Annotated in this window: 11 protein-coding genes; all 11 read right to left on the reverse strand. The window is 35.7% G+C overall.

What is annotated here, in order from left to right:
- Nucleotides 1-2 precede the first annotated feature (2 nt).
- Complete coding sequence (locus E0W69_RS08015) at nucleotides 3-1,457, reverse strand: sialate O-acetylesterase (protein ID WP_131329539.1); 1,455 nt, start codon at nucleotides 1,455-1,457, stop codon at nucleotides 3-5.
- A gap of 2 nt (nucleotides 1,458-1,459) precedes the next feature.
- A complete protein-coding gene (locus E0W69_RS08020; protein WP_131329541.1) occupies nucleotides 1,460-2,980 on the reverse strand; it encodes an MGH1-like glycoside hydrolase domain-containing protein in 1,521 nt (506 codons plus the stop codon).
- Nucleotides 2,981-2,985: 5 nt separating this feature from the next.
- On the reverse strand, nucleotides 2,986-4,827 hold the full coding sequence (locus E0W69_RS08025) for a sialidase/neuraminidase family protein (protein WP_191968005.1): 1,842 nt from the start codon (nucleotides 4,825-4,827) through the stop codon (nucleotides 2,986-2,988).
- Nucleotides 4,828-4,850: 23 nt separating this feature from the next.
- Entirely contained in the window at nucleotides 4,851-5,765 is a 915-nt protein-coding gene (locus E0W69_RS08030) for a glycoside hydrolase family 43 protein (protein WP_131329545.1), read from the reverse strand.
- Nucleotides 5,762-7,159: a glycoside hydrolase family 140 protein gene (locus E0W69_RS08035; RefSeq protein ID WP_225321447.1), complete on the reverse strand. Its 1,398-nt coding sequence runs from the start codon at nucleotides 7,157-7,159 to the stop codon at nucleotides 5,762-5,764. Before E0W69_RS08035 ends, E0W69_RS08030 begins: the two co-directional genes overlap by 4 nt.
- A gap of 6 nt (nucleotides 7,160-7,165) precedes the next feature.
- A complete protein-coding gene (locus E0W69_RS08040) occupies nucleotides 7,166-10,315 on the reverse strand; it encodes a DUF6298 domain-containing protein (RefSeq protein WP_191968006.1) in 3,150 nt (1,049 codons plus the stop codon).
- A 46-nt stretch (nucleotides 10,316-10,361) separates the two neighbouring features.
- On the reverse strand, nucleotides 10,362-12,023 hold the full coding sequence (locus tag E0W69_RS08045; protein WP_326521348.1) for a polysaccharide lyase: 1,662 nt from the start codon (nucleotides 12,021-12,023) through the stop codon (nucleotides 10,362-10,364).
- A 12-nt stretch (nucleotides 12,024-12,035) separates the two neighbouring features.
- Entirely contained in the window at nucleotides 12,036-13,673 is a 1,638-nt protein-coding gene (locus tag E0W69_RS08050) for a polysaccharide lyase domain-containing protein (protein WP_131329547.1), read from the reverse strand.
- Between the two features lie 58 nt (nucleotides 13,674-13,731).
- Nucleotides 13,732-15,720, reverse strand: a complete 1,989-nt coding sequence (locus tag E0W69_RS08055; RefSeq protein WP_131329549.1) for a RagB/SusD family nutrient uptake outer membrane protein — start codon at nucleotides 15,718-15,720, stop codon at nucleotides 13,732-13,734.
- A gap of 35 nt (nucleotides 15,721-15,755) precedes the next feature.
- The gene (locus tag E0W69_RS08060) at nucleotides 15,756-19,073 is read right to left on the reverse strand and encodes a SusC/RagA family TonB-linked outer membrane protein (protein ID WP_131329551.1); all 3,318 of its coding nucleotides are present in this window, start codon (nucleotides 19,071-19,073) and stop codon (nucleotides 15,756-15,758) included.
- Nucleotides 19,074-19,345: 272 nt separating this feature from the next.
- Entirely contained in the window at nucleotides 19,346-19,993 is a 648-nt protein-coding gene (locus E0W69_RS08065) for a DUF3826 domain-containing protein (protein WP_131329553.1), read from the reverse strand.
- Between the last annotated feature and the right edge of the window lie 4 nt (nucleotides 19,994-19,997).

Raw genomic sequence — 19,997 nt, forward strand, 5'->3', positions numbered from 1 at the left:
AATTATTTAACGTTAAAATCTTTTATTAAAGAATTATCTGACTTAAAAGAAAGTGCTGGCAAACCATCTTTATTGTACAGATAAGGTGTAGCATCTTCTCGCCATGCATAACGCACGGCGACTGGATTAGTTACTTTATCTGAAGAAACATATACTTTATTGTTTTTGATAATCGCATCAGCAACTATCCAATTATGGTTGGCATCTTCTATTTCAAAACCTTTTACGGCATTACTATTATTCTTTTCTACTAAACCTTTTCCTACATATTCAAAATCTAAAACTAAACAACTACCTTCTTTTTTCATTTTTGTAAACAACGGTCCCATCGAAGTTGCATTGTCTTTTTTGTAGGTTTTGCTAATTGTTGCATTTGCAAGTCTTTTTCCAACATCCCATTTATTAACAGGGTGCAAATCTGCTGGATCATTATTCAAATCCAAAGTAGAAACCATCGCTGTATTTGGAATTTTCAGTGCAGCAGCTTGAGCTTCCCAGAACTCCGCCTCACTATAAACCGTGTAAGGTCGATCTTTTACTTTTGAATAAAAATATGGTGCAATCTGAACATAGTAAAAAGGTAAATCTTTATTGCCCCACTCCTTTCTCCAATAATCGATTAAAGATTTCATCTTGTAACTATATTGGATGCGTTCGTTTAAAAAACAATTAGATTCCCCTTGATACCAAAGAAAACCTTTTAAAGAAAAAGGAACTAATGGCGCTATCATTGTCGTATAAAACTTTCCAGGATCTCCATCTATTTTCCCCAAAGAATCTTCTTTATGATTCTTAAAAAATGATTGTTCTGACATAGCTTCCTTAGGCATCCATGGTTCAATGCGACTGCCTGGAATAGCAGCAGAAATAACACCAATAGGAACTTTCAATTTACGCTCTAACTCTTTAGCAAAAAAATAACCGACAGCAGAAAAACTACGTAAAGCAGTTCCTTCGGCGTTGGACCATCCAGAATGAGAAGAATCTGGCTCCATCTTTTTCCGTTCTACTAAAAAGATTCTGATATTGGAATTGTGTGCTTCTTCTAATTCATCTACAGGCCAATTACTATTTGGAGGTGGTTGTAACTTACTAATTTTTCGCATGGCAAATTCCATATTGGATTGCCCAGAACAAAGCCAGACCTCGCCTACCAATATATTATGCAAAACAATAGTTTCCGTAATAGATTTTATAGAGAGTTCTACTGAGTCATAAGACGCTTTTAAAGAAGATAATTCAATTCTCCACTCTCCTTTGATATTTGTTATCGTTGTTTTGCTTTGTCCTTTAAAAGAAACTGTAATTTTTTCATTGGGAGATGCCCATCCCCAAATAGGAACATTCTGACCTTGCTGCAAAACCATATTGTTACCTAATATCTTAGGCAATACAATTTTTGCATAAAGATTTTGAATGGCAAATAGACATATAGCTAATGTCGCAATTATTTTCATAACTATAAGCTCCCTTTAATTTTTGTAAGTTTGTTTGAATGAGCGATTCTTTTTCCATTGGACCAAATCGACAATCCTTTTCCTCTATAATATTTATTTCCTGTCTTATCCCAAATAATCGTCAATATCTTCCCATGATAAAGGACATTGTCCAGTGCAAACCAGTCCCATTGTCCAGAAGGCAACAAAGGGCTAACTTCAACTGTATTATCCGCTCTTGGTCTTAATCCGACCAAACCTGTAATAATTAGATCATTAAAGGTTGAATGATTATAATCACGTCCTCTAACATCATCAGTCAACCATTGTCCCGTTTTTTCGTCCATATATTCACCGATATAAGGCTTTCCGTTCCGATGTTGGGATATAGCGTATTTCTGTAATTGGGAAAAATAATCGTCCTTGGAAATAACTTTTTGTTTATTGTTATTCAAAGCATTAGCCATTGCCGTCAAAGTTTGAGATGTAGCAAAAGGCCAAACAGCACCGTCCCACTCACACTTACAGCAACCATGTGATCTGAATTGAGCATTGCTTCTATCTGCGGTAGTTATACCTGCTGGAGCATTAAAATGCGCCGTATCCATGAGCTTTTTCCAAGCTGAATTATAATCATTATCAGGAAGATTGAAATACCAAGGAATAAAACCAATTTCTTCCATTGCATTAGACAATGTATCACCTTTATCTTTCAGCACTTCGAAAAAGTTAACATTCGGATTCCATAATAGTTTCTGAACTTTCAATTTTAAAGAATCAGACTGTTGTTGATAATATTTTTGGTCATCTGTCTTTCCATTCAAAGTCGCAACTTGTATCAATGCTTTGCTATTTCCATACATATATCCATTGATAGACGGCCTATTGTTTCTTTCTTTTCTTCCACCACTAATCGTTTCCTCCATCGCATCTCTCACATCATATTGCCAAAACAAACCATTTTTAGACTTATGATCCGACTTCCAACCTTTATAGTCTTCTACCATATCAGGATATAGATCAAGTAAAAAAGCTTTATCATTATTTACCAAAAAACGATTATAAATAGCATCTTCATTCCACCCACTATAAAACCTAAGTTTTTTCATAGGTTTACCATCATTTCCTCTAAACCAAACACGCAAATAATCATTCAAATATTTTTGATCGTGTAACCATCTTCCTTCATAAATATGATGTCCCAATGCGCTACTAATCAAGTTATATTGATCTGCGTAAGATCGCTTAACCAGAAACTCGGTAAAAACATAACCTTTGGGTGTTTCTTCAATATGTTTTCTTAACGTCCACCAACGGAAATAATAAATTTGGTCCAAAGAAATATCTGGAGATTCAAACAAAGGAATATTGCTTTTTAACCAATCCCAAGAAGCACTATTCGGAATTGCTTGAATAATCGGTTCGTCCTCCATCGTATTGAAATAATCCACATAATGTTTAAAGGAATCCGCAACTAGTACTTGTGCCTTAGAACAATTTGCAAATACTAACAAAACTATACTATAAAACATTTTTCTAATCATGCCAATTATAAATTTTGTGATTTAAAATAATCTATATAGTAAATAGCTTCCTTCGCTTTTTCACCCGCATTCGGTAGGTCATACGATTGATCCGTTGGTGTATCTGCATCTGGAAAATGTCTCGCAGCACCAGTTCTAAAAGTCACATGGTGCACGCTTAAAATCGGAGCAAACAATAAGTTATTTGAAGGTTTTCCTCCATTTATGGAGACTTTGTAGAATCGAGTTTTGGTATTAATATCCATCTCGAACCGGTAAGTTTTTCCTTTCTCGTATTTACCCAAATCTTTATTGCGATAACCAGCTTTTGTTATAATCTCACCTGTCGAATCAAAACTGATGCGAATCGCAGGAAGATTTTGAGCATTCTGGATTTCTATTTCCAACAAACCGAAATCTGCTTGTTGTGGTGTAATAGTGAAATCTAATTTCACATGATTTGACTCTGGAACGACTCGATCAACTTTTGTAAAATCAAAAGGATCATAATCGTGCAATGCCAATACTTTTTTATCATTAACTTTTTCTATTTGAGCTTTTGCCCATAACGGACTATAAATATTCCATTGCGACAATTCCATATTGTCATTCATCTCAGGAAAAACATCATTTACATTTTCCGTTACGGAAGCTGAAATATCTTTTGGAATAGACGCAGCCCAGATATCTTCTTTGTTTACACTATACACAACCCAGCTCTTTCCATCGGGAGGCATTCCATTTCCTTCTTGGATACCACGTACATATTGCGGGCCATAAGATTTATAGTTACCACCATAACGCATAGAAGTAATTTCTCCATTGACCAACAATAAATCGTCATAAACCAATCCGTCCTTACTCGTAGAAATTGCCAACGGCCATCGATATTCAGATGGATTATAAACTGTTATATATTTACCCGAAGCTGTTTTTTGTCCCCATATTTTGGCATTGGCATTGACGAATCCTGGTGCACGAGTTGGATTGTATTCCCAACTATGACCTTGATCTTTACTTATACTCGTCAATGCATATTTCCATAAACCTACAACATTGCCATTCGGTAAATGATAATAATTAAAAGCTTTAAACTGCTTTTTTATAGTAATCAACGAATCGTCACGATCTGCTTCTTCCACCCATTGTTGCGTCTGTAAAGGATTGCTCAATATTTCTTCACAAGCATTAACGAATTTTTTGTCTTTCGAAGATTTGTAAAAAGGGAAATCCGTGTTTTTTTCGTTAAACCCATGGTTATAACGAAGAAAATAAATAGGCCCGAAACTACCGTCCCTATTAATCTCTCTTACAACTCTTCCAATACCGTTGCCATCGTTGGGATCATCTTTTGCATTTAAAACAACACCATAAAAACCTTGCGCCAACAATCTGTCACTTTTAGAAACATAAAAACCAACACGTTGGTGCATAACTGCTTTTAGGCTTTTTGCCTTTTCAGGAATGTCTTTTTTAGAATAACCATCAGGAACATTATATTCTGGAAACAATACTTTTGGGTTCGTCCAATTGTATCCATTTTTAGACGAAACAATATAAGTCGCACCAGGAGGAACATGTTCTCCAACGGGATCACTCAAAAAATGTAGAAAAAATTGATTGTTCCAATATACCAACATCGGTTGATGATTATAAGTCCAGTTCATCCCTCCAACCCATTCTGGATGCTCTCGATTGGCTCGAAAAACCTGAATATTGTGTACACCAACCACTGGCGTCAGTTCTCCATGATGATAATCAACATTGGACAATGTAAAACCAATATATCTAACTGTATCTTGTTGGGCTTTTGCCGACAACAAGATCAAACTAAATATGAAAAATGATGTATACTTTATTATTTTCATTCCATGCATCTTATTAAATCATATCAATGATGTGCCTCTTTAAGTAATTTCTTAAGAAAAGATTTTGAAACAGGAACAATAGTTCCATGTTTATGTCCTATTGGAACTGCCACTTCACTAGTCACATTTTTAAAATTGATAAAGTCTGTTGTACTGGAGGCTTCGTAAATCTTTTTATGATAAGAATCGTAATAAATCAACCACTGATCTTTTAACTTTACAACTGTCGGACCTTCTGTAAATTTATCCGTAAATGATTTTGAAACATTACTCCAAGGACCTAGTGGGGAATTCCCGAATGCAACTTTTAAATCCAATTCATTTCTAGTATTATCCTTCAATACCAAAACATAATCATCCTTTTTTCTCTTAACTATGACTGCATCAATAACACTAAATTTCGGATCGAAAAACAATCTTGTTGGCGTAAATATTTTAAAGTCTTTTGTCGTCGTGACATACATCCTATGATTGTTGCTATCACTTTCAATCCCACGATCAAAACGTCCAGGAATGGTACTTGCCCAAATTAACACAAATCGACTGGAATCTTCATCGTAAAATATCTCTGGCGCCCAAACGTTGACCGTATTGGGTTCATTTTGCATGACAGGAAGAAAACGTTGTTCCGTCCAGTGCAAAAGATCTTTTGACGAACTATAGCCAAAGCCATTATCACCACGCCAACTTGTTGTCCAAACTAAATGAAAAACACCATCTTTGCCTTGTGCCATCGAAGGATCTCTCAATACCTTTTGAATTCCGATTTCTGGTTTTAAGAAAACCGTATCAAAATCTGTCCAATTTTTTCCGTTATAACTATACAGCATACGTAATCCAGCATCTGCAGGTTCATGAAAGGACGTGAATAAATATGCCGTATTGGAACACGAAACAAATATCCAGCAAATTAATATGACAAATATGTGCTTTATCATTTTTCCAATATTAAAACCCAATCCTTTGTTTTATCCAAATTACCATTCATTTCAGCACGCAACACGCTTCCCCGTCTTTTGTATTGAGCAGAAACGCTTTCACCATTGGAAGGATTGAACCAAGATATTTTATTTGGAGTAAATCCTAATTTTGGTTCATTTATATTTATTGTTCTGCCAATATAACTATAAACGAGTGCATAACTATCGCCTTTCGTTGCCAACAAATAATCATATTTTGTTTTGACATTCCCAATTAAAATATCTTGTGCCGGCGTACGATCAAAATAGGGAAAACGTGTTATCAAATCTTTTATATGATGTATTTCCATAGCACCTGGCGCCTCTAAAGTTTCCATCCATTCATTCGTTACACCATAGTTAGAGCCAGACTGCCCCTTTCTATTGAATTGCATCATAGCATTTTCTCCGTAGGTAAAACCCGCTCCACCAGCAAAAACACTCCAATAAGCATAACGCCTTATATCCGCTGCATTCCAACGAGCTGCCAAACTATCATGCAAGCCATGTGGAATATTTTCATAAGAAGGTTCTCCGTCCAATGTTGGCTTATTTGGTTTGAGATTGTAATCGACATTGATAAATTTCCAATTGTCTTCGCCGAAATGATTTTTTTCTGTGGCACTCGTATCTTGAGCATAGTCACGATGTCCACTTTGGAACATATTAAAATCCATCCATGATGCGTTTTGAAACCATTCAGAAGAGGAATAACGTCCTCTCGGATGAAAAGTCATCAAGTGATTCTTGTCAATACTTCTTATAGTATTACCAATCATACTCCAAACAGGCATACCGTCTGTCCCTTTGATATCTCCACCATTTAACCAAATAATATTGTTTGTATTCTTATAACGTCTTGCCAGAAATTCAGAAAAAACTTTTGCCTGTGCCACAGAGACTTTTTTTTCTTTCACGTTACTTCCCCAAATAGGAACAAGAGCCATATAAATTCCACGTTTTTCGGCTTCTTTTATAACAAAATCCGCATGATCCCAAAAATCATATTGCGTCCCATCCGAAAAATCATTTCCTTTCGTAACTATTGGTTTGGCGACATTCCCATTTTCAATAGCATAGTCACCATAAGTATTTTTTGTATTTTTTACATTATGAATAACCATCACCTGAATAACGTTGAATCCCTGTGCTTTCCTGGCATCCAAATATCTAATAACCTCTTCTCTATTAAGTTTAACGAACAAAAGCCAACCGGTATCTCCTAGCCAGAAAAATGGTTTCCCATCAGCTGTTTGAAAAAATCTTTTGTTTTTAGATATCTCCAAACGTTGCATCTGCGCTTGAATAACGCCACTTATTGAAAATGAAATGGCAAATAACAGACAAATATATTTTTTAAAATTTTGCATCATATTGGATTATTTAACTGGGCGAATCCAGATAATGGAAGCTTGGGGTAAACTCTGAAACTGTTTTAAACTTTGACCGTTCACTTTTTTCAATTCTTTCAAAACAGAACCATCTTTTGCACTAAAAAACGTAACATCAAATTTCTGCGTACTATTCAACAATGTCGGAGTTATCGCTTTCTCAGAATTCGTATAGTACACATAGACATCTTTTTTGTTGGACAAAGTATATATACCATCATTTATGAGACTAGAATCTATAGTCGTCAAAGAAATTTGTTTCAAAAATGATGTCGGCATTTTAGGAATAGTAGCCAATGAACCACCAGCCATAAAAACAGCCCAGCCGTTTTTAACCGCACCATCTCCTGAATATAAAATCATTTTGTTTGGATATAGTGTTTTATATTCTTTTACGGCACGATATACTTGTTCGAATGAAGTGGCTTTGGGTTTTAACAATCTGGCCCATTGTCTAGGTGCTAGATTTTTTCCACCCTCAGGAGCATACAATTTGCCATCTGCTTGATAATGCCAATACTTGATATCTATGACATCAATAATAGAAGAATATTTTGGGTCTTGTAAAATAGCGTCTTGCACATCTTTTGTAGTGCTTAGCCCTATTAATTCTTTTACATTTTTCTTTTCCCAATCATTGATTGTTTCCAACCAAAATTGAACAAAATGTAACGGACCTGTAAATTCCTCTCCTGTGAATTGTATTACATTGGAATTGTCCTTGAAATTTTCCAAACATTTTTGGATATATAATTGATGTAGTCGTTTTCTAGTTGGTTGTGTAATATCGTAAAATTGTTCGGCGTAAAAAATTCTTTTATCCCCTGCAAAATTTACAGGTTCATTAAAACCTGTATTGTTTATGTTATTGGCTGTACGCCAAGGGAAATCCGCATAATGCGCACCAGCCTCGATTATATTATGTTGAAAATAATTTTGATGTAACAATACCCTATTGGAAATGGCACCAATAGTTGCGAACTCTTTCATTCGCCACCAATACCATTGATTATATTGGGTCAAGTCATATTTACTCAAACCGTCCCATGCAGAATCAATACCGCTTCTTTTAAATGGCAATTCATAAAACGGAGGCCAAACTTCTCCATCCATTCTTCGAATCCTTTCATGGTCGTCTCTTCGCCTCTCATACCAAAGTGCATAGTGTTGATTTAATCCTGCAATATTATTGGCAACCATAGAATCAACCACTTCATCCATATCATCTGTTAATCCTTGTCCGACTCTTCCAGGCACAAAACGTGTAATAGCCAATTTCTTTTTCGCTTGCTCCAAGTCTTCTGCTTCCACACCTCCAGTCCACCAAGGAACTTCTTGCACACTACCTGTCAAAACTTCATCATTAGCAGACACAAACCATCCATTTTTAATTTTCATATCATGGTTGGTTACTAAAGGTTCGTGTTTCTCAATATGATTGAATACTTTGACGTTAGAAGCGTTTGTTGATATTGCATTATGCTTGGCAGCGTCTTTGATCCAATCTATCAAAAGCGCTTTTGGCTTGACAGCTTCTGCCGTTAACGCTTGTGCCACAGCAACAGAAGGACTACTAGAAGCATCGGTGGAAATATCCATAACAAAAGATTGTCTTTCGGATTTTTTACCCAAACGTTCGTCTAATTGTGCATAAAAAAAACTTCTAGGATTCAAACTATTATTAGACTCTCCCCAATAGCCATTGCCTGCAAATTGACTCCATGATCCAAGCGCCCAGTTTTGAGCGGTTGGCGGTTTGTAATTGTCAATCATCGCAGCGGAACAATTCCACAAAAGACAATTAGCGCCAGACCATCCTGCACCACGACCATCTTGCTCTCTATTACGAATCTTTATAGCATTACCATCAACAGAAACAATATCAAACAAAACACCAGAAGCCCATTTATCGATCGTACCAGAAAAACTATAAGGTCTTTCCGATTCGCATTGTACAAATGCATTTGGGCCAGCAGCCGTAAAACCAGCCGAAAAATCATGATAACCACCAACGGCATAACATCTTTGAAATAAGGTCTGCTGACCTCTCGTAAAAAAAGTATATCGACGTTGCCCACCAATTTCGGATATTGGGTTTAGAGAAATACAATCTTCAACGGTAATGCGTCTGCCCGTTTCCAAAATCGACACAGCAGAACCGGCGAAATGTTGGAATTCAATTTGACGTACCCAAGCATCTTCAACATTTTCTATATTTATTGCCATCCAACGATGGTCTTCGTCTTTTGGCATTTTAGTATTGTAATCAGAAACCAAACTCAGGTTTTCAATACCTACATTTTGTATGCGCCCTTTCCATTCAAATGAAGTAACAATGCCACCACCATAGTTTTTATCCAATGAGTTTGTCAGTGGAACATCAATGGTTATGGCATTTCCATTTACTGCGATAATTTTCCTTTCAAAAATTAAATCGGCATCTCTAGGTTTCCAGCCTAGTGCGGAAACACCTCCTCCAAATGTTTCTGTACCAAGTGCATCTATCCATTCTTTTGTTGAAGGCCTTTTTATACGGATCTGATCACCAACTTTAAATTTACTAGCATCAGCTACTTTAAAAGATGTTGCGTTAACTGGCACATAGTCTTCTTCTACGTTTGTAGTTGTTACATCCAACCTATCATCCAAACCTACAATTCTGATGACGCCGTCTCTGTCTATACCCTTCGCAAGCAATACAGTTTGATTAATACCCGAACCTCTTATGACAATACCAGATTTTTTAATAAGAATCTTTCCTTGTATTTCATATTGTCCTTTTTGCAAAAGTATAGCACCTCTAAAACCATCTTTATTAAGTGGCAGTTGGGATATATAGTCAATAGCGGTCTGAATATATGGTGTTGCATCACCATTAACAATGGGAACTATAGCTTTCACATCAATATAGGGAATCGCCTGATCGGAAGACATATAACCAGCATAAGAGTAATCTGGTATTCGATCGCCATTTATAGTATCTATACGATAAACGAGTTTGCCATTCTCTACAGAAATTGGCAGAAATGGCTTTGCTTTCGGTTTCTTTTGTGCAAAAACTGAAAAACATAAAAAAACAAAGAAAAGAAATTGATATATTTTTATCATTATACTATAACTATCTTCTAATTTACCCAAATAATATCATTCTCATTTTCAAGTTAGTTCGAAAGTTTTATAAATATTACATTCCAGCTAAATATTTACCATCTTTCACTATTACTTTATCTATTGGAACAAGGCTATTTAAATAGTTTTCAATATTACTATATCCATTTTTTGATATAATTCCTGCATCTTTTGAATTATTTGGATTTAAACCGTGCTTCTTTTCGTAATCGTCAGGAATACCATCGTTGTCTGAATCTTTGTAAGGAGTCCCGTTATAATCTGGATATCCGCCCACTTGTCTTACATCGTAGATAATCCCTTTTTTGTATGAATCTATAGGCAATCTACGTTTAATGTAATGAGGTAAATATTCTGGTGCATTTTCAACATAAGAAATTTTACCTGTTTTAACTGTTTCAACAACTCTCTGATCAACTGCGTCACGCACAGGCAAGAAAGCTCCAGCATTTTTCAAAACATAATCAAAAGATTTTTCTGCCGATAATACTTTAAATTTTGCTAGCGAGAATGGTTGATTTACCTTAATATTTTGTAATACTAAAGGAAGATCTTTCTTTACATCAGGTTGTACACCTCCATCCCAATTATCTTTAGTTACTTTTTCATTACCCTCAACAATGTTACCATCCACATATGCTTTTCCAAAAATCAAAGAATCTTTATTAGCTCTTCCCGATTCAGGTTTCAATATTCGATATGAAATCGGCTGCCCACTAGATGTAATAGGACCGGGTTTGAAATAGTTATTGATAAAATTATACCTTGACTTATTGTCTCCACCGTCTGCACTGCGATTCCACCAGTTAAAAACTACATTATTTACAAAACCAAAATCACCATCCATTCCAACTGAAGGATTTCTAGCAATATTATTTGCCCATAAATTTCGCATAAAAGTACTTTTGTGTCCTCCAATAGTACTACCAAATGCATGATTATAAGTATCTAAAGCTTCAGAGAAAATAGAGTTTTGTATAGTTACATTTACCGTAGGTAATTTTTCACCTTTTCCATCTTGTTGACGATCATAAACATGCCTATAAATACTCATGTTTTCATCCAAACCCCAACTAGCAGAAACGTGATCAATCATAATATTTCCTACGGGATTACCACCCAAGGCATCATCTCTACGTGTTGCATCTGTTGCGCCTCTTCTAAATCGCATAAAACGAATAATGATATCATGTGTATCTATCAAAACGGACTCGCCTGCAATACAAATACCATCCCCAGGTGCACTTTGTCCAAATATACTCAGATATGGTGCTCTGATATTGATGGGCGTTTTTAAATGAATAATTCCAGCAACATTAAAGACTATAATACGTGCACCACCTTGTTCGCATGCCCAACGAAAACTACCTTCTCCGTCATCATTCAAATTAGAAACGACTATAATTTTTCCTCCACGTCCTCCAGAGGTATAGGCACCTGCACCTTCCGCACCAGGAAAAGCTGGAATTGCAGCTTTAATTAAATCCTCAGGTTTGGATGCCCACGGTACAAAAGGTCTACCTTTCGCGGCTTCCGATTGAACAATTGGCAATGCCAGTTTCCATATGGAATCCGAACGTTTTTGTATAATATCCATCTGCATATTGGCAGAATCCTCCAAAGACTTAGGAATAATGGGATATTGCCCCCAAGCGGAGAAGCTTAGAGAACAATACCCCATTACAGATAAAGCAGAAAAAACAATATGTTTCACCATTGTCAAATAAAATTATTTTGAAGCCGTTACAGGAACAACTGTTCTAACATTTACTACACTATTCAAATAGTTTTCAATATTACTATAACCATTTTTAGCAATCTTTTGAGCATCGCTGGAGTCATTTGGATTCAAACCATTCTTCTTTTCGTAATCATCTGGCATGCCATCATTGTCAGAGTCTTTATATGGCGTACCTTTATAAACTGGATAACCACCAGCTTGACAAGGATCAGTGATTATTCCGATTTTATAGGAATCAATCGGTAACCTTCTATGCTGAAACTGTGTAGTTGGCAAAGCACATATGGGTATATTGTCAATTTTTCCCGTTTGAACTTGTTTTATAATACGAAGATCGACTGCATCTCTTTTGGGAAGATCCGCACCAACATTCGCCAATACAAATGTTTTCGCTTGCTCAGCACCCAATATAGTCATAGTTGGCATGATCAAAGGTTTATTCTGTTTCATATAACCTATATGTTCGCCTACATTTGGTAATTCTTCTACTTGTACACCTCCATCCCAATTATCCTTTGTCACCGCAGGAAAACCTTCCATAATATTACCATTGACATATGCACGACCATAAACATGGTATTTCAATTTACTTCGACCACTTTCTGGCTTTAAAATGCGATGTCCGACATTATTATCTTTGGGAGTCGCTGGACCCGGTTTGAAATAGTTATTAATTATATTGAATTGTGCACGATAGTCTCCACCATCAATGGAACGATGTACCCAGTTGAATACCACATTATTGACAAAATTGAAGATACCATTCCAACCTACAGACGGATTACGTCCAGTATTGTCTGCCCAAAGGTTACGCATGAAAGAGCAATTTTCACCACCCAAAGTACTACCAAAAGCATGGTTCCAAGTATCTAAAGATTCTGAGAAAATAGAGTTTTGAATAGTAATGTTTACAGTACCAAACTTATCCTCAATTTTTCCAGTGCTATCATTGTACATGTGACGATACATACTCATATTTTCATCTAAACCCCAACTAGCAGAAACGTGGTCAATCATGATATTTCCAACGGGATTACCTCCAATAGCATCGTCTCTTCTACCTACCCAAGTTTCTCCACGTCTGAAACGCATGTAACGAATAATGACATCATGCGTATTGATCCAAACTGTTTCTCCTGCGATACAAACACCATCACCAGGAGCGGTTTGTCCCTCTATGGTTACATAAGGTGCTCGAACTATAACCGGAGAATTCAAATGTATAATTCCTGCTACATTAAAGACTATAACTCTTGCGCCGCCTTGTTCACAAGCCCAGCGAAAACTACCTACTCCATCGTCATCAAGATTTGTTACAACTATAACACGTCCACCTCTACCACCAAGCACGTATTTACCGCCACCCTCTGCACCAGGAAAAGCAGGAATGTCAGCATGAGGCAATTCATCAAATCTTGATGCCCATGGAATAAATGGTCTACCTTCTGTTGCTTCCTTCTGAACGGTAGGATAAACTAGCGTCCATATAGAATCAGAACGTTTTTCGGCAGCATCCATTAACTCCTTTGCTTTAGCTTGATCTTCTTTTGACACTTGAGGATATTGAGCATTAGCAGCGGTATACAATCCAATACTTAAAGCCAGAAGCGAGATTCTTTTTGTCATCTTAAATACTTTTCTTTTTTAAAAATTGTAAATTTTCTGGTAGTTAGTATATTAATAGTTATTGACGGTAATTAAATGTCCCAAGTGCACCTGAGTAATCATACCAACCAATTGTTTGACTTAACCAAGGGTTAATTGATAATACTGTAGCATTCAATCCTGCGATGTAATAATTTTGTCTAAAATTTATATTTACAGCGGCTCCTGAAATTTGATCCATTGGCAAATCAGTACTTACCACAGTTAAATTGTTATCAAAAAAAGTTTTCAAATTGGTTAACTGTGTTTGAAAATCACTCGCGCTAGCATCAGGATCAACCACTAAAGAAGCCCTTTGGGTAGTAATAGGGTCCGAATTAGCGGCTATTGAATTTTTATATTGCCATAAACGACCTATTCTTGAAGTACCATTCAATGGTGTTAGCCCAAGTGCATTACAAGTATTTGTACCCGTAGTTCCATCCCCTCCATTATACAACATCCAACGTTGGATATCCCAAAATCTTTTACCTTCATATGCTAATTCAACACGACGTTCATACAAACATGCTTCAATTGCTTGATATTTTGAAGAAAGACTACCAATTCCATAATTATCAGTTGAGGAAATTCCAACTCTAGCTCTGATTTTACCTAAATAAACCAATGCATTTTGAATATCACCTGTTGCTGCATAGCATTCTGCAATATTTAGTAACAATTCTGCATATCTATATTCATAGATTGTAGTCCCTGAAAAAGCCAGAGAAGCTTGTATTGCGGAATTACTAGACATTTTTCTAACTACTGCAGGACTCATAATACCTGTATTACCTTTACTATATGCAGGTGTATTATTTGTACCATACAACCATCTATATAACCATACAGTATCCCCTGCAGGGCTGGTAGAGCTTTGCCACTTCATACCAGAAAAGGCAAAAGTCCTATAAAAACGAGGATCCCTATTTAAATAAAAATGTAAAGAGTCGTATCCATTGGCAATAGTCGGTCTTTGTCCATTTGCTAGCGGAAATAAATCCACCATACCTTTTGGTGCTGAAATTCCACCGGAACCACTTTGTTGTAGCAAACGTACACTTTTTTCCCAACCATTACTATTAATTCCAGAAGAAGCAGTCGATGTAGACATTAATTGCACCATAATCCCTTCGTTTATAAAGGATTTGGAATTAGAAGATAACATAGTTGCCCAATCCTTGGCACTTGAACCATATAACCCATAACCAGATGCAGTTAGTTGAGTTTCTGCATTTAAACTTGCTTGTAACGCAGCAGCCCAACGTGCATTACCCGTATTATCCCAGTCTGGATTAAATAAAGGGCTTGCATAAGTCAGTAAAACTCTACTCTTCACTGCTAATGCAGCAGCACTTGTTAATCTTCCGTAGTTGGCAGCATCCCATACGGCAGGAAGCAACGCATTAGCACTATCAAGGTCATTAATAATCTGAGTTACCATTTCTGTCGGTGTAGCTCTAGGTAATTGGATACTAGAATCTACACTACCAGTCAAATCTTGAACTACAGTTACGATAGGCGTACCACCATAAACTCGCATCAAATCAAAATATTGTAAGGCTCTTAAGAAATACATTTGGCCTCTGGACGTATTTCTAAAAGTTTCTGGAAGTACCATTCCTATAGTATTTATTTTTTCCAAGAAAAAATTAGCATAACGGATACGTGTATATGGAGTATTCTGTGCAGACCCAGTTAATGCAGCACCATAATAAGTATCACCATCAATCGCATTAATTAGGGATGTTTGAGGATTTATATAAGTCGTAATAGAGCCTCCCATCTCTTCGGTCGACATACTTCTAGTATTAGAATACAAGCCCACAATTGACAATATTGGAGATTTATATGCATAAAAATAATTATAGTACATCTGATCTATGTACCATCCTGTTTGAGTCTGGTTAGTAAACAAATCATCATCTAAATAATTGAAAGATTTGACATCTTCTAAGGCTTTTTTACTACAATTAGTTAAAACAAATGCAGTGATTATAAATATGGAAAATTTTATTATTTTATTCATGGCAAATAGCATTTTTTAAATTTGAACTAAGTTTCTTAAAATGTAGCATTGATACCAAAAGACCATGTTCTTAGGGTTGGATATCCAACGGTTGGAGAATCATACATTGTTCTATACTTATTAGGATAAGGATTATAAAAATCCCACAAATTATAACCAGAAAATGAAACTCTTAAACTTTCAGTATGTAATTTTTTAGCTACTTCTCTTGGAATTGCACAACCAACTACAAGACTTCTTAAATAGCTCCTAAAATTTGAAATTTGCCAAAAATCAGAAGAATAAGAATTTTGACTATAGTATGCCAGATTTGGCCATTTCCCATTAGGATTATCTGTTGGATCAAACATATCAGTTAAATAAGATTCATGAGACCAAAATATTTGCCCTGTACTAGTTCCTTGTTTTATATAATCAATACTATTATATCCTCCCCAAGAAGTTGATATTTGCGCATCTAAAGTTATACTTCTCCAACCAAAAGAAAGATTTGTATTGACGCCGTGTGAACGATTACGTTTCACAAGTTTTGCATAATCTTGATTTACTACAATTTGACCATTAGGTCCGGCAATTGTTTTTGTATCAGCATTAAGATTACCTGCTAAATCTTGATATGCTAACATTCCTGGCTTTATTCCAGACTCTGCTACTATCCCCAAATAAGAAGGTGTAGTACCTGCTTTAGTCGCCAAATCCGTTAAATAAGCCCAATATTTATCAATATCATCCTGAGTTCGTAATAAGCCATCACCAGAGGCATTTCCTCTCCAAACTTCAAATCCCCAAGCTGGCATAATCGTAGATTGTCCAACTTGTATATTATTGTAGGATGGATAATTAAATGCAACATCTGGATACTTAGTTATTTTATTTCCTGAAGTTCCAAAATTCATACTAATCTTATACTTTACTTCACCTATATGATCTTTCCACGTAACTGAATATTCTGAACCCCAAGTATTTATACCCCCATAATTTTGCTCAGCAAATGCACCTCCAACAGAGATTGGAGTACCTGCGGCACCAACAATTGGCATCAACATTTTGGTGTGTTTATCGAAATATTGGTCTGCTGTAAATGTTAGTTTTCCATTTAAGATTGACACATCTAAGCCAATATTGTGTTGAATATCTTGATCCCATTTCACATTTGGATTTGGAGTTACATTGGGAGTCACCCCATTTACTAAAGTTCCTCCCGAGGTTCCAAATCCTTGACCTTTATCAGAAGCCAGAGAATATGTTTGGGACCAGCGCCATGCAGCAATATTATCATAACCAGTTTTTGCCATAGACGCACGAATCTTTAAATTATTAATCCAACTGACTTTAAACCAATTTTCTCTAGAAATAATCCAACCTACAGATACTCCAGGAAAGAAACCCCAATAATTTTTCGGAGAAAATTTTGTTGAGGCATCAGACCTAAATACAAATTGTGCCAGATATTTACTATTATAATCATAACTCACCCTTCCTAAATATGCTAAAGATGCAAATTGATATCTATACACATAAGAATTTGATGTATTTAAAGTTCCAGCAGTTGTAGAAGCGCCATTATAACCAGCAGTTGGAGAATCATAGAGCATAAATTTTGTTTGAGCATCTTGTTTTCCTTTTTCGGCAGAAACCATTGCCGCAATATGATGAGCACCAAATGTATTATCATAATTTATGAAAATGTTAGCTTGCTGTACTTTGCCTATATTATCTGAGTAGGTAATACGAGATCCAGTTACATTGGTACCTACAAACCAAGTAGTTGAATCATTATATAAGTGATGACCTGTAGTATTTGTATTAGTTGCCACTGCTAGCGGTTGCGGAAGCATATTTTGCTCTGTATTACTTGTAGTGTATGTTATACCATAAGACCCTCGAATAGATAATCCTTTGACAAAAGGTATATCATATTGTAAAGAAAAATTTGCATTATAGTTACCCGTACCTGTAGTCGTTTTAGATCCATTATTCAGCAATCCGAAGTAGTTCCAACCTGAGATATTATTTTGTCCTACAGGTGTTGTCGCAACTCTATTCGCTCCTAATGAAGGAGATACATACTGTTCTACTCCATTTACCTCATATTGCCAAGGTATATATTTGGGCATATGAGCTAATACAGAATAATCCGTTTGTTCTGCACCATTTGCATAAGACCCATCATTAATACTAACCTTTGTAAAGGATGCCGTTAAATCATCATTATTTGCAGATACGGTTGCACTTAACTTTAAATTATTCGAAACCTTAATATCTGTACCTGTTCGAAATGTCCATCTATCATAATCTTGGCTCCCCAAATTGGCTCCTTGAGTAAAATATGTAATACTTGAAAAATAAGTCGCCTTATCAGAACCACCACTAACATTTAATGAATGTTGCATTAGTCCTGCAGACTTCCATGCTTGATTAAGCCAGTCATAGTTTAAGGATTTCATTGCATTCAATTCTGCATCACCATAAAATGAGGTAGAAGCCCATCCTGCTGCGCGACCATACCTATTAGAAAATACACCATAATCATAGGCATTCATAGTCTTTACAAATCCAACAGCATTATTTGTTTCAAACTTACCCGAATAAGAGATCTTGGCGGTACCGACTTTACCTCTTTTAGTTTTAACGATAATAGCACCTTGAGATGCTCTTGAGCCATAAATGGCAGCAGCACCGTCTTTAATAACTGAAATACTCTCCACGTCTGAAGGGTCCAACAAATTAAACTGATCCATGGATGGCAAACCTGTGTTAGGATCGAGCTGAATTACGTCATCTATAACAACCATAGGTAAAGAAGATGATCCTCCTGCCGTACTGAAGGAAAATGTTTGACGTATACTAGCCAACGCATCTACACCAGGCCTAGAATTTCCTCCAGAAATATTAAGTCCGGGTATTTGCCCTGCTAAAGCTTCCGTAATAGTACGAGTAGGCATATCTGAAATTGTTTTCATATCCACAGGTACAATAGCACCAGTCACATTTGCTTTACTCTGAGAACCATATCCAACAACTATCACTTCATCCATATTTTCAGAAAATGGAATCAATTTTATATTTAAGACGTTTTGAGTTCCTGCTTTTATCTCATATATCTTATATCCAACCATTGTGATTGATAAGATTGATTCCGAAGAGGGAACTGTAATATGAAAATTTCCAGAAGAATCAGATTCTGTAGCTTTTACCCCATTTTTAATTCTAATAGTTGCGTGGGCTATAGGCTTCCCTGTTTCTTGATCAGAAATAACTCCATTTAATTTAACTTGCTGGCCAATGGAATAGAACCATCCTAGCAGCATCACTGATAGAAAACACAGTTTCTTTGATCTAATTTTCATCATATGGTAGCATTTACTATAAAATACTTAAAGGCAATCAAAAAAGTATGAATTGAAATTTGGATTGAAGTCATTAAATAAACCACATAACTATTAATTCAAAAATACAAGCAATCGTATATATTAGTAATCATTGTTTAAAATATCAATGGCATAAATCAATCTATATTTCTCAAACAAATATAGTCACAAACAAACAAACATTAGTATTTGATAGCTAAAACCGGCATGTTTATTTATGCAATCGTTACCGACAGTAATTCTATTTATTTTTATTAATAGTTATTTGCTTTAATTCTTTCTTCCCAACCTTTTCGTTCTTTCTGAATGTCATATCCTTGTGCAGACAGATAGTTATTGATTCTACCCTTGAATTTTCCAAACCAAGCATGTTTTTTATCTGAAGATTCAGCATCCATTGCATTTTCTCTAGCTTCAACCAACCAAATCCATAATTGCTTTTTTTGTTTTTCTGTTAAGGATGGAATCATATCTTGATATGCTTTATAAGTGATATTGGAGACATTATAAGTCATTCCGTTTTTTATTTCGTCAACTTGAGTTGGGTTTAATTGCTTGTTTAGGTGGTTTAAATAAGTAGTATGCAATTTGCCTATTTTTTTCTTAACAGAAGAATCCACATCTGCTTTCTTTTTAGTAATAAGATCCTTATTGCCAGCATTTTTCCTTTTAATCTTATTATAGGAAGAATCTCTCCATATATAAACATCATTTAAATCTTCATATTGATCAGCTACAATATGACAAACTTTGTGAAATTTGGAGGAATCCGTCAAGTTAAGAGCTGCAACTATTTTATCGGCCCTTTTTTGTATAGTTTGCTTATAGGTTTCCGAACTCTTTTGTGCAAAAACAAAAGATATAGTAGTGGAAAGTAACAAAGACATTAGTATTTTCTTCATATTA

The organism is Rhizosphaericola mali, from assembly GCF_004337365.2.
Taxonomy (GTDB): Bacteria; Bacteroidota; Bacteroidia; order Chitinophagales; family Chitinophagaceae; genus Rhizosphaericola; species Rhizosphaericola mali.

Excerpts from the sequence above, each read along its gene's own strand:
- E0W69_RS08045 (WP_326521348.1), bottom strand. The coding sequence starts at position 12,023 with ATGGTGAAACATATTGTTTTTTCTGCTTTATCTGTAATGGGGTATTGT.
- E0W69_RS08015 (WP_131329539.1), bottom strand. The coding sequence starts at position 1,457 with ATGAAAATAATTGCGACATTAGCTATATGTCTATTTGCCATTCAAAAT.
- E0W69_RS08050 (WP_131329547.1), bottom strand. The coding sequence starts at position 13,673 with ATGACAAAAAGAATCTCGCTTCTGGCTTTAAGTATTGGATTGTATACC.
- E0W69_RS08060 (WP_131329551.1), bottom strand. The coding sequence starts at position 19,073 with ATGATGAAAATTAGATCAAAGAAACTGTGTTTTCTATCAGTGATGCTG.
- E0W69_RS08030 (WP_131329545.1), bottom strand. The coding sequence starts at position 5,765 with ATGATAAAGCACATATTTGTCATATTAATTTGCTGGATATTTGTTTCG.
- E0W69_RS08025 (WP_191968005.1), bottom strand. The coding sequence starts at position 4,827 with ATGAAAATAATAAAGTATACATCATTTTTCATATTTAGTTTGATCTTG.
- E0W69_RS08035 (WP_225321447.1), bottom strand. The coding sequence starts at position 7,159 with ATGATGCAAAATTTTAAAAAATATATTTGTCTGTTATTTGCCATTTCA.
- E0W69_RS08055 (WP_131329549.1), bottom strand. The coding sequence starts at position 15,720 with ATGAATAAAATAATAAAATTTTCCATATTTATAATCACTGCATTTGTT.
- E0W69_RS08020 (WP_131329541.1), bottom strand. The coding sequence starts at position 2,980 with ATGATTAGAAAAATGTTTTATAGTATAGTTTTGTTAGTATTTGCAAAT.
- E0W69_RS08065 (WP_131329553.1), bottom strand. The coding sequence starts at position 19,993 with ATGAAGAAAATACTAATGTCTTTGTTACTTTCCACTACTATATCTTTT.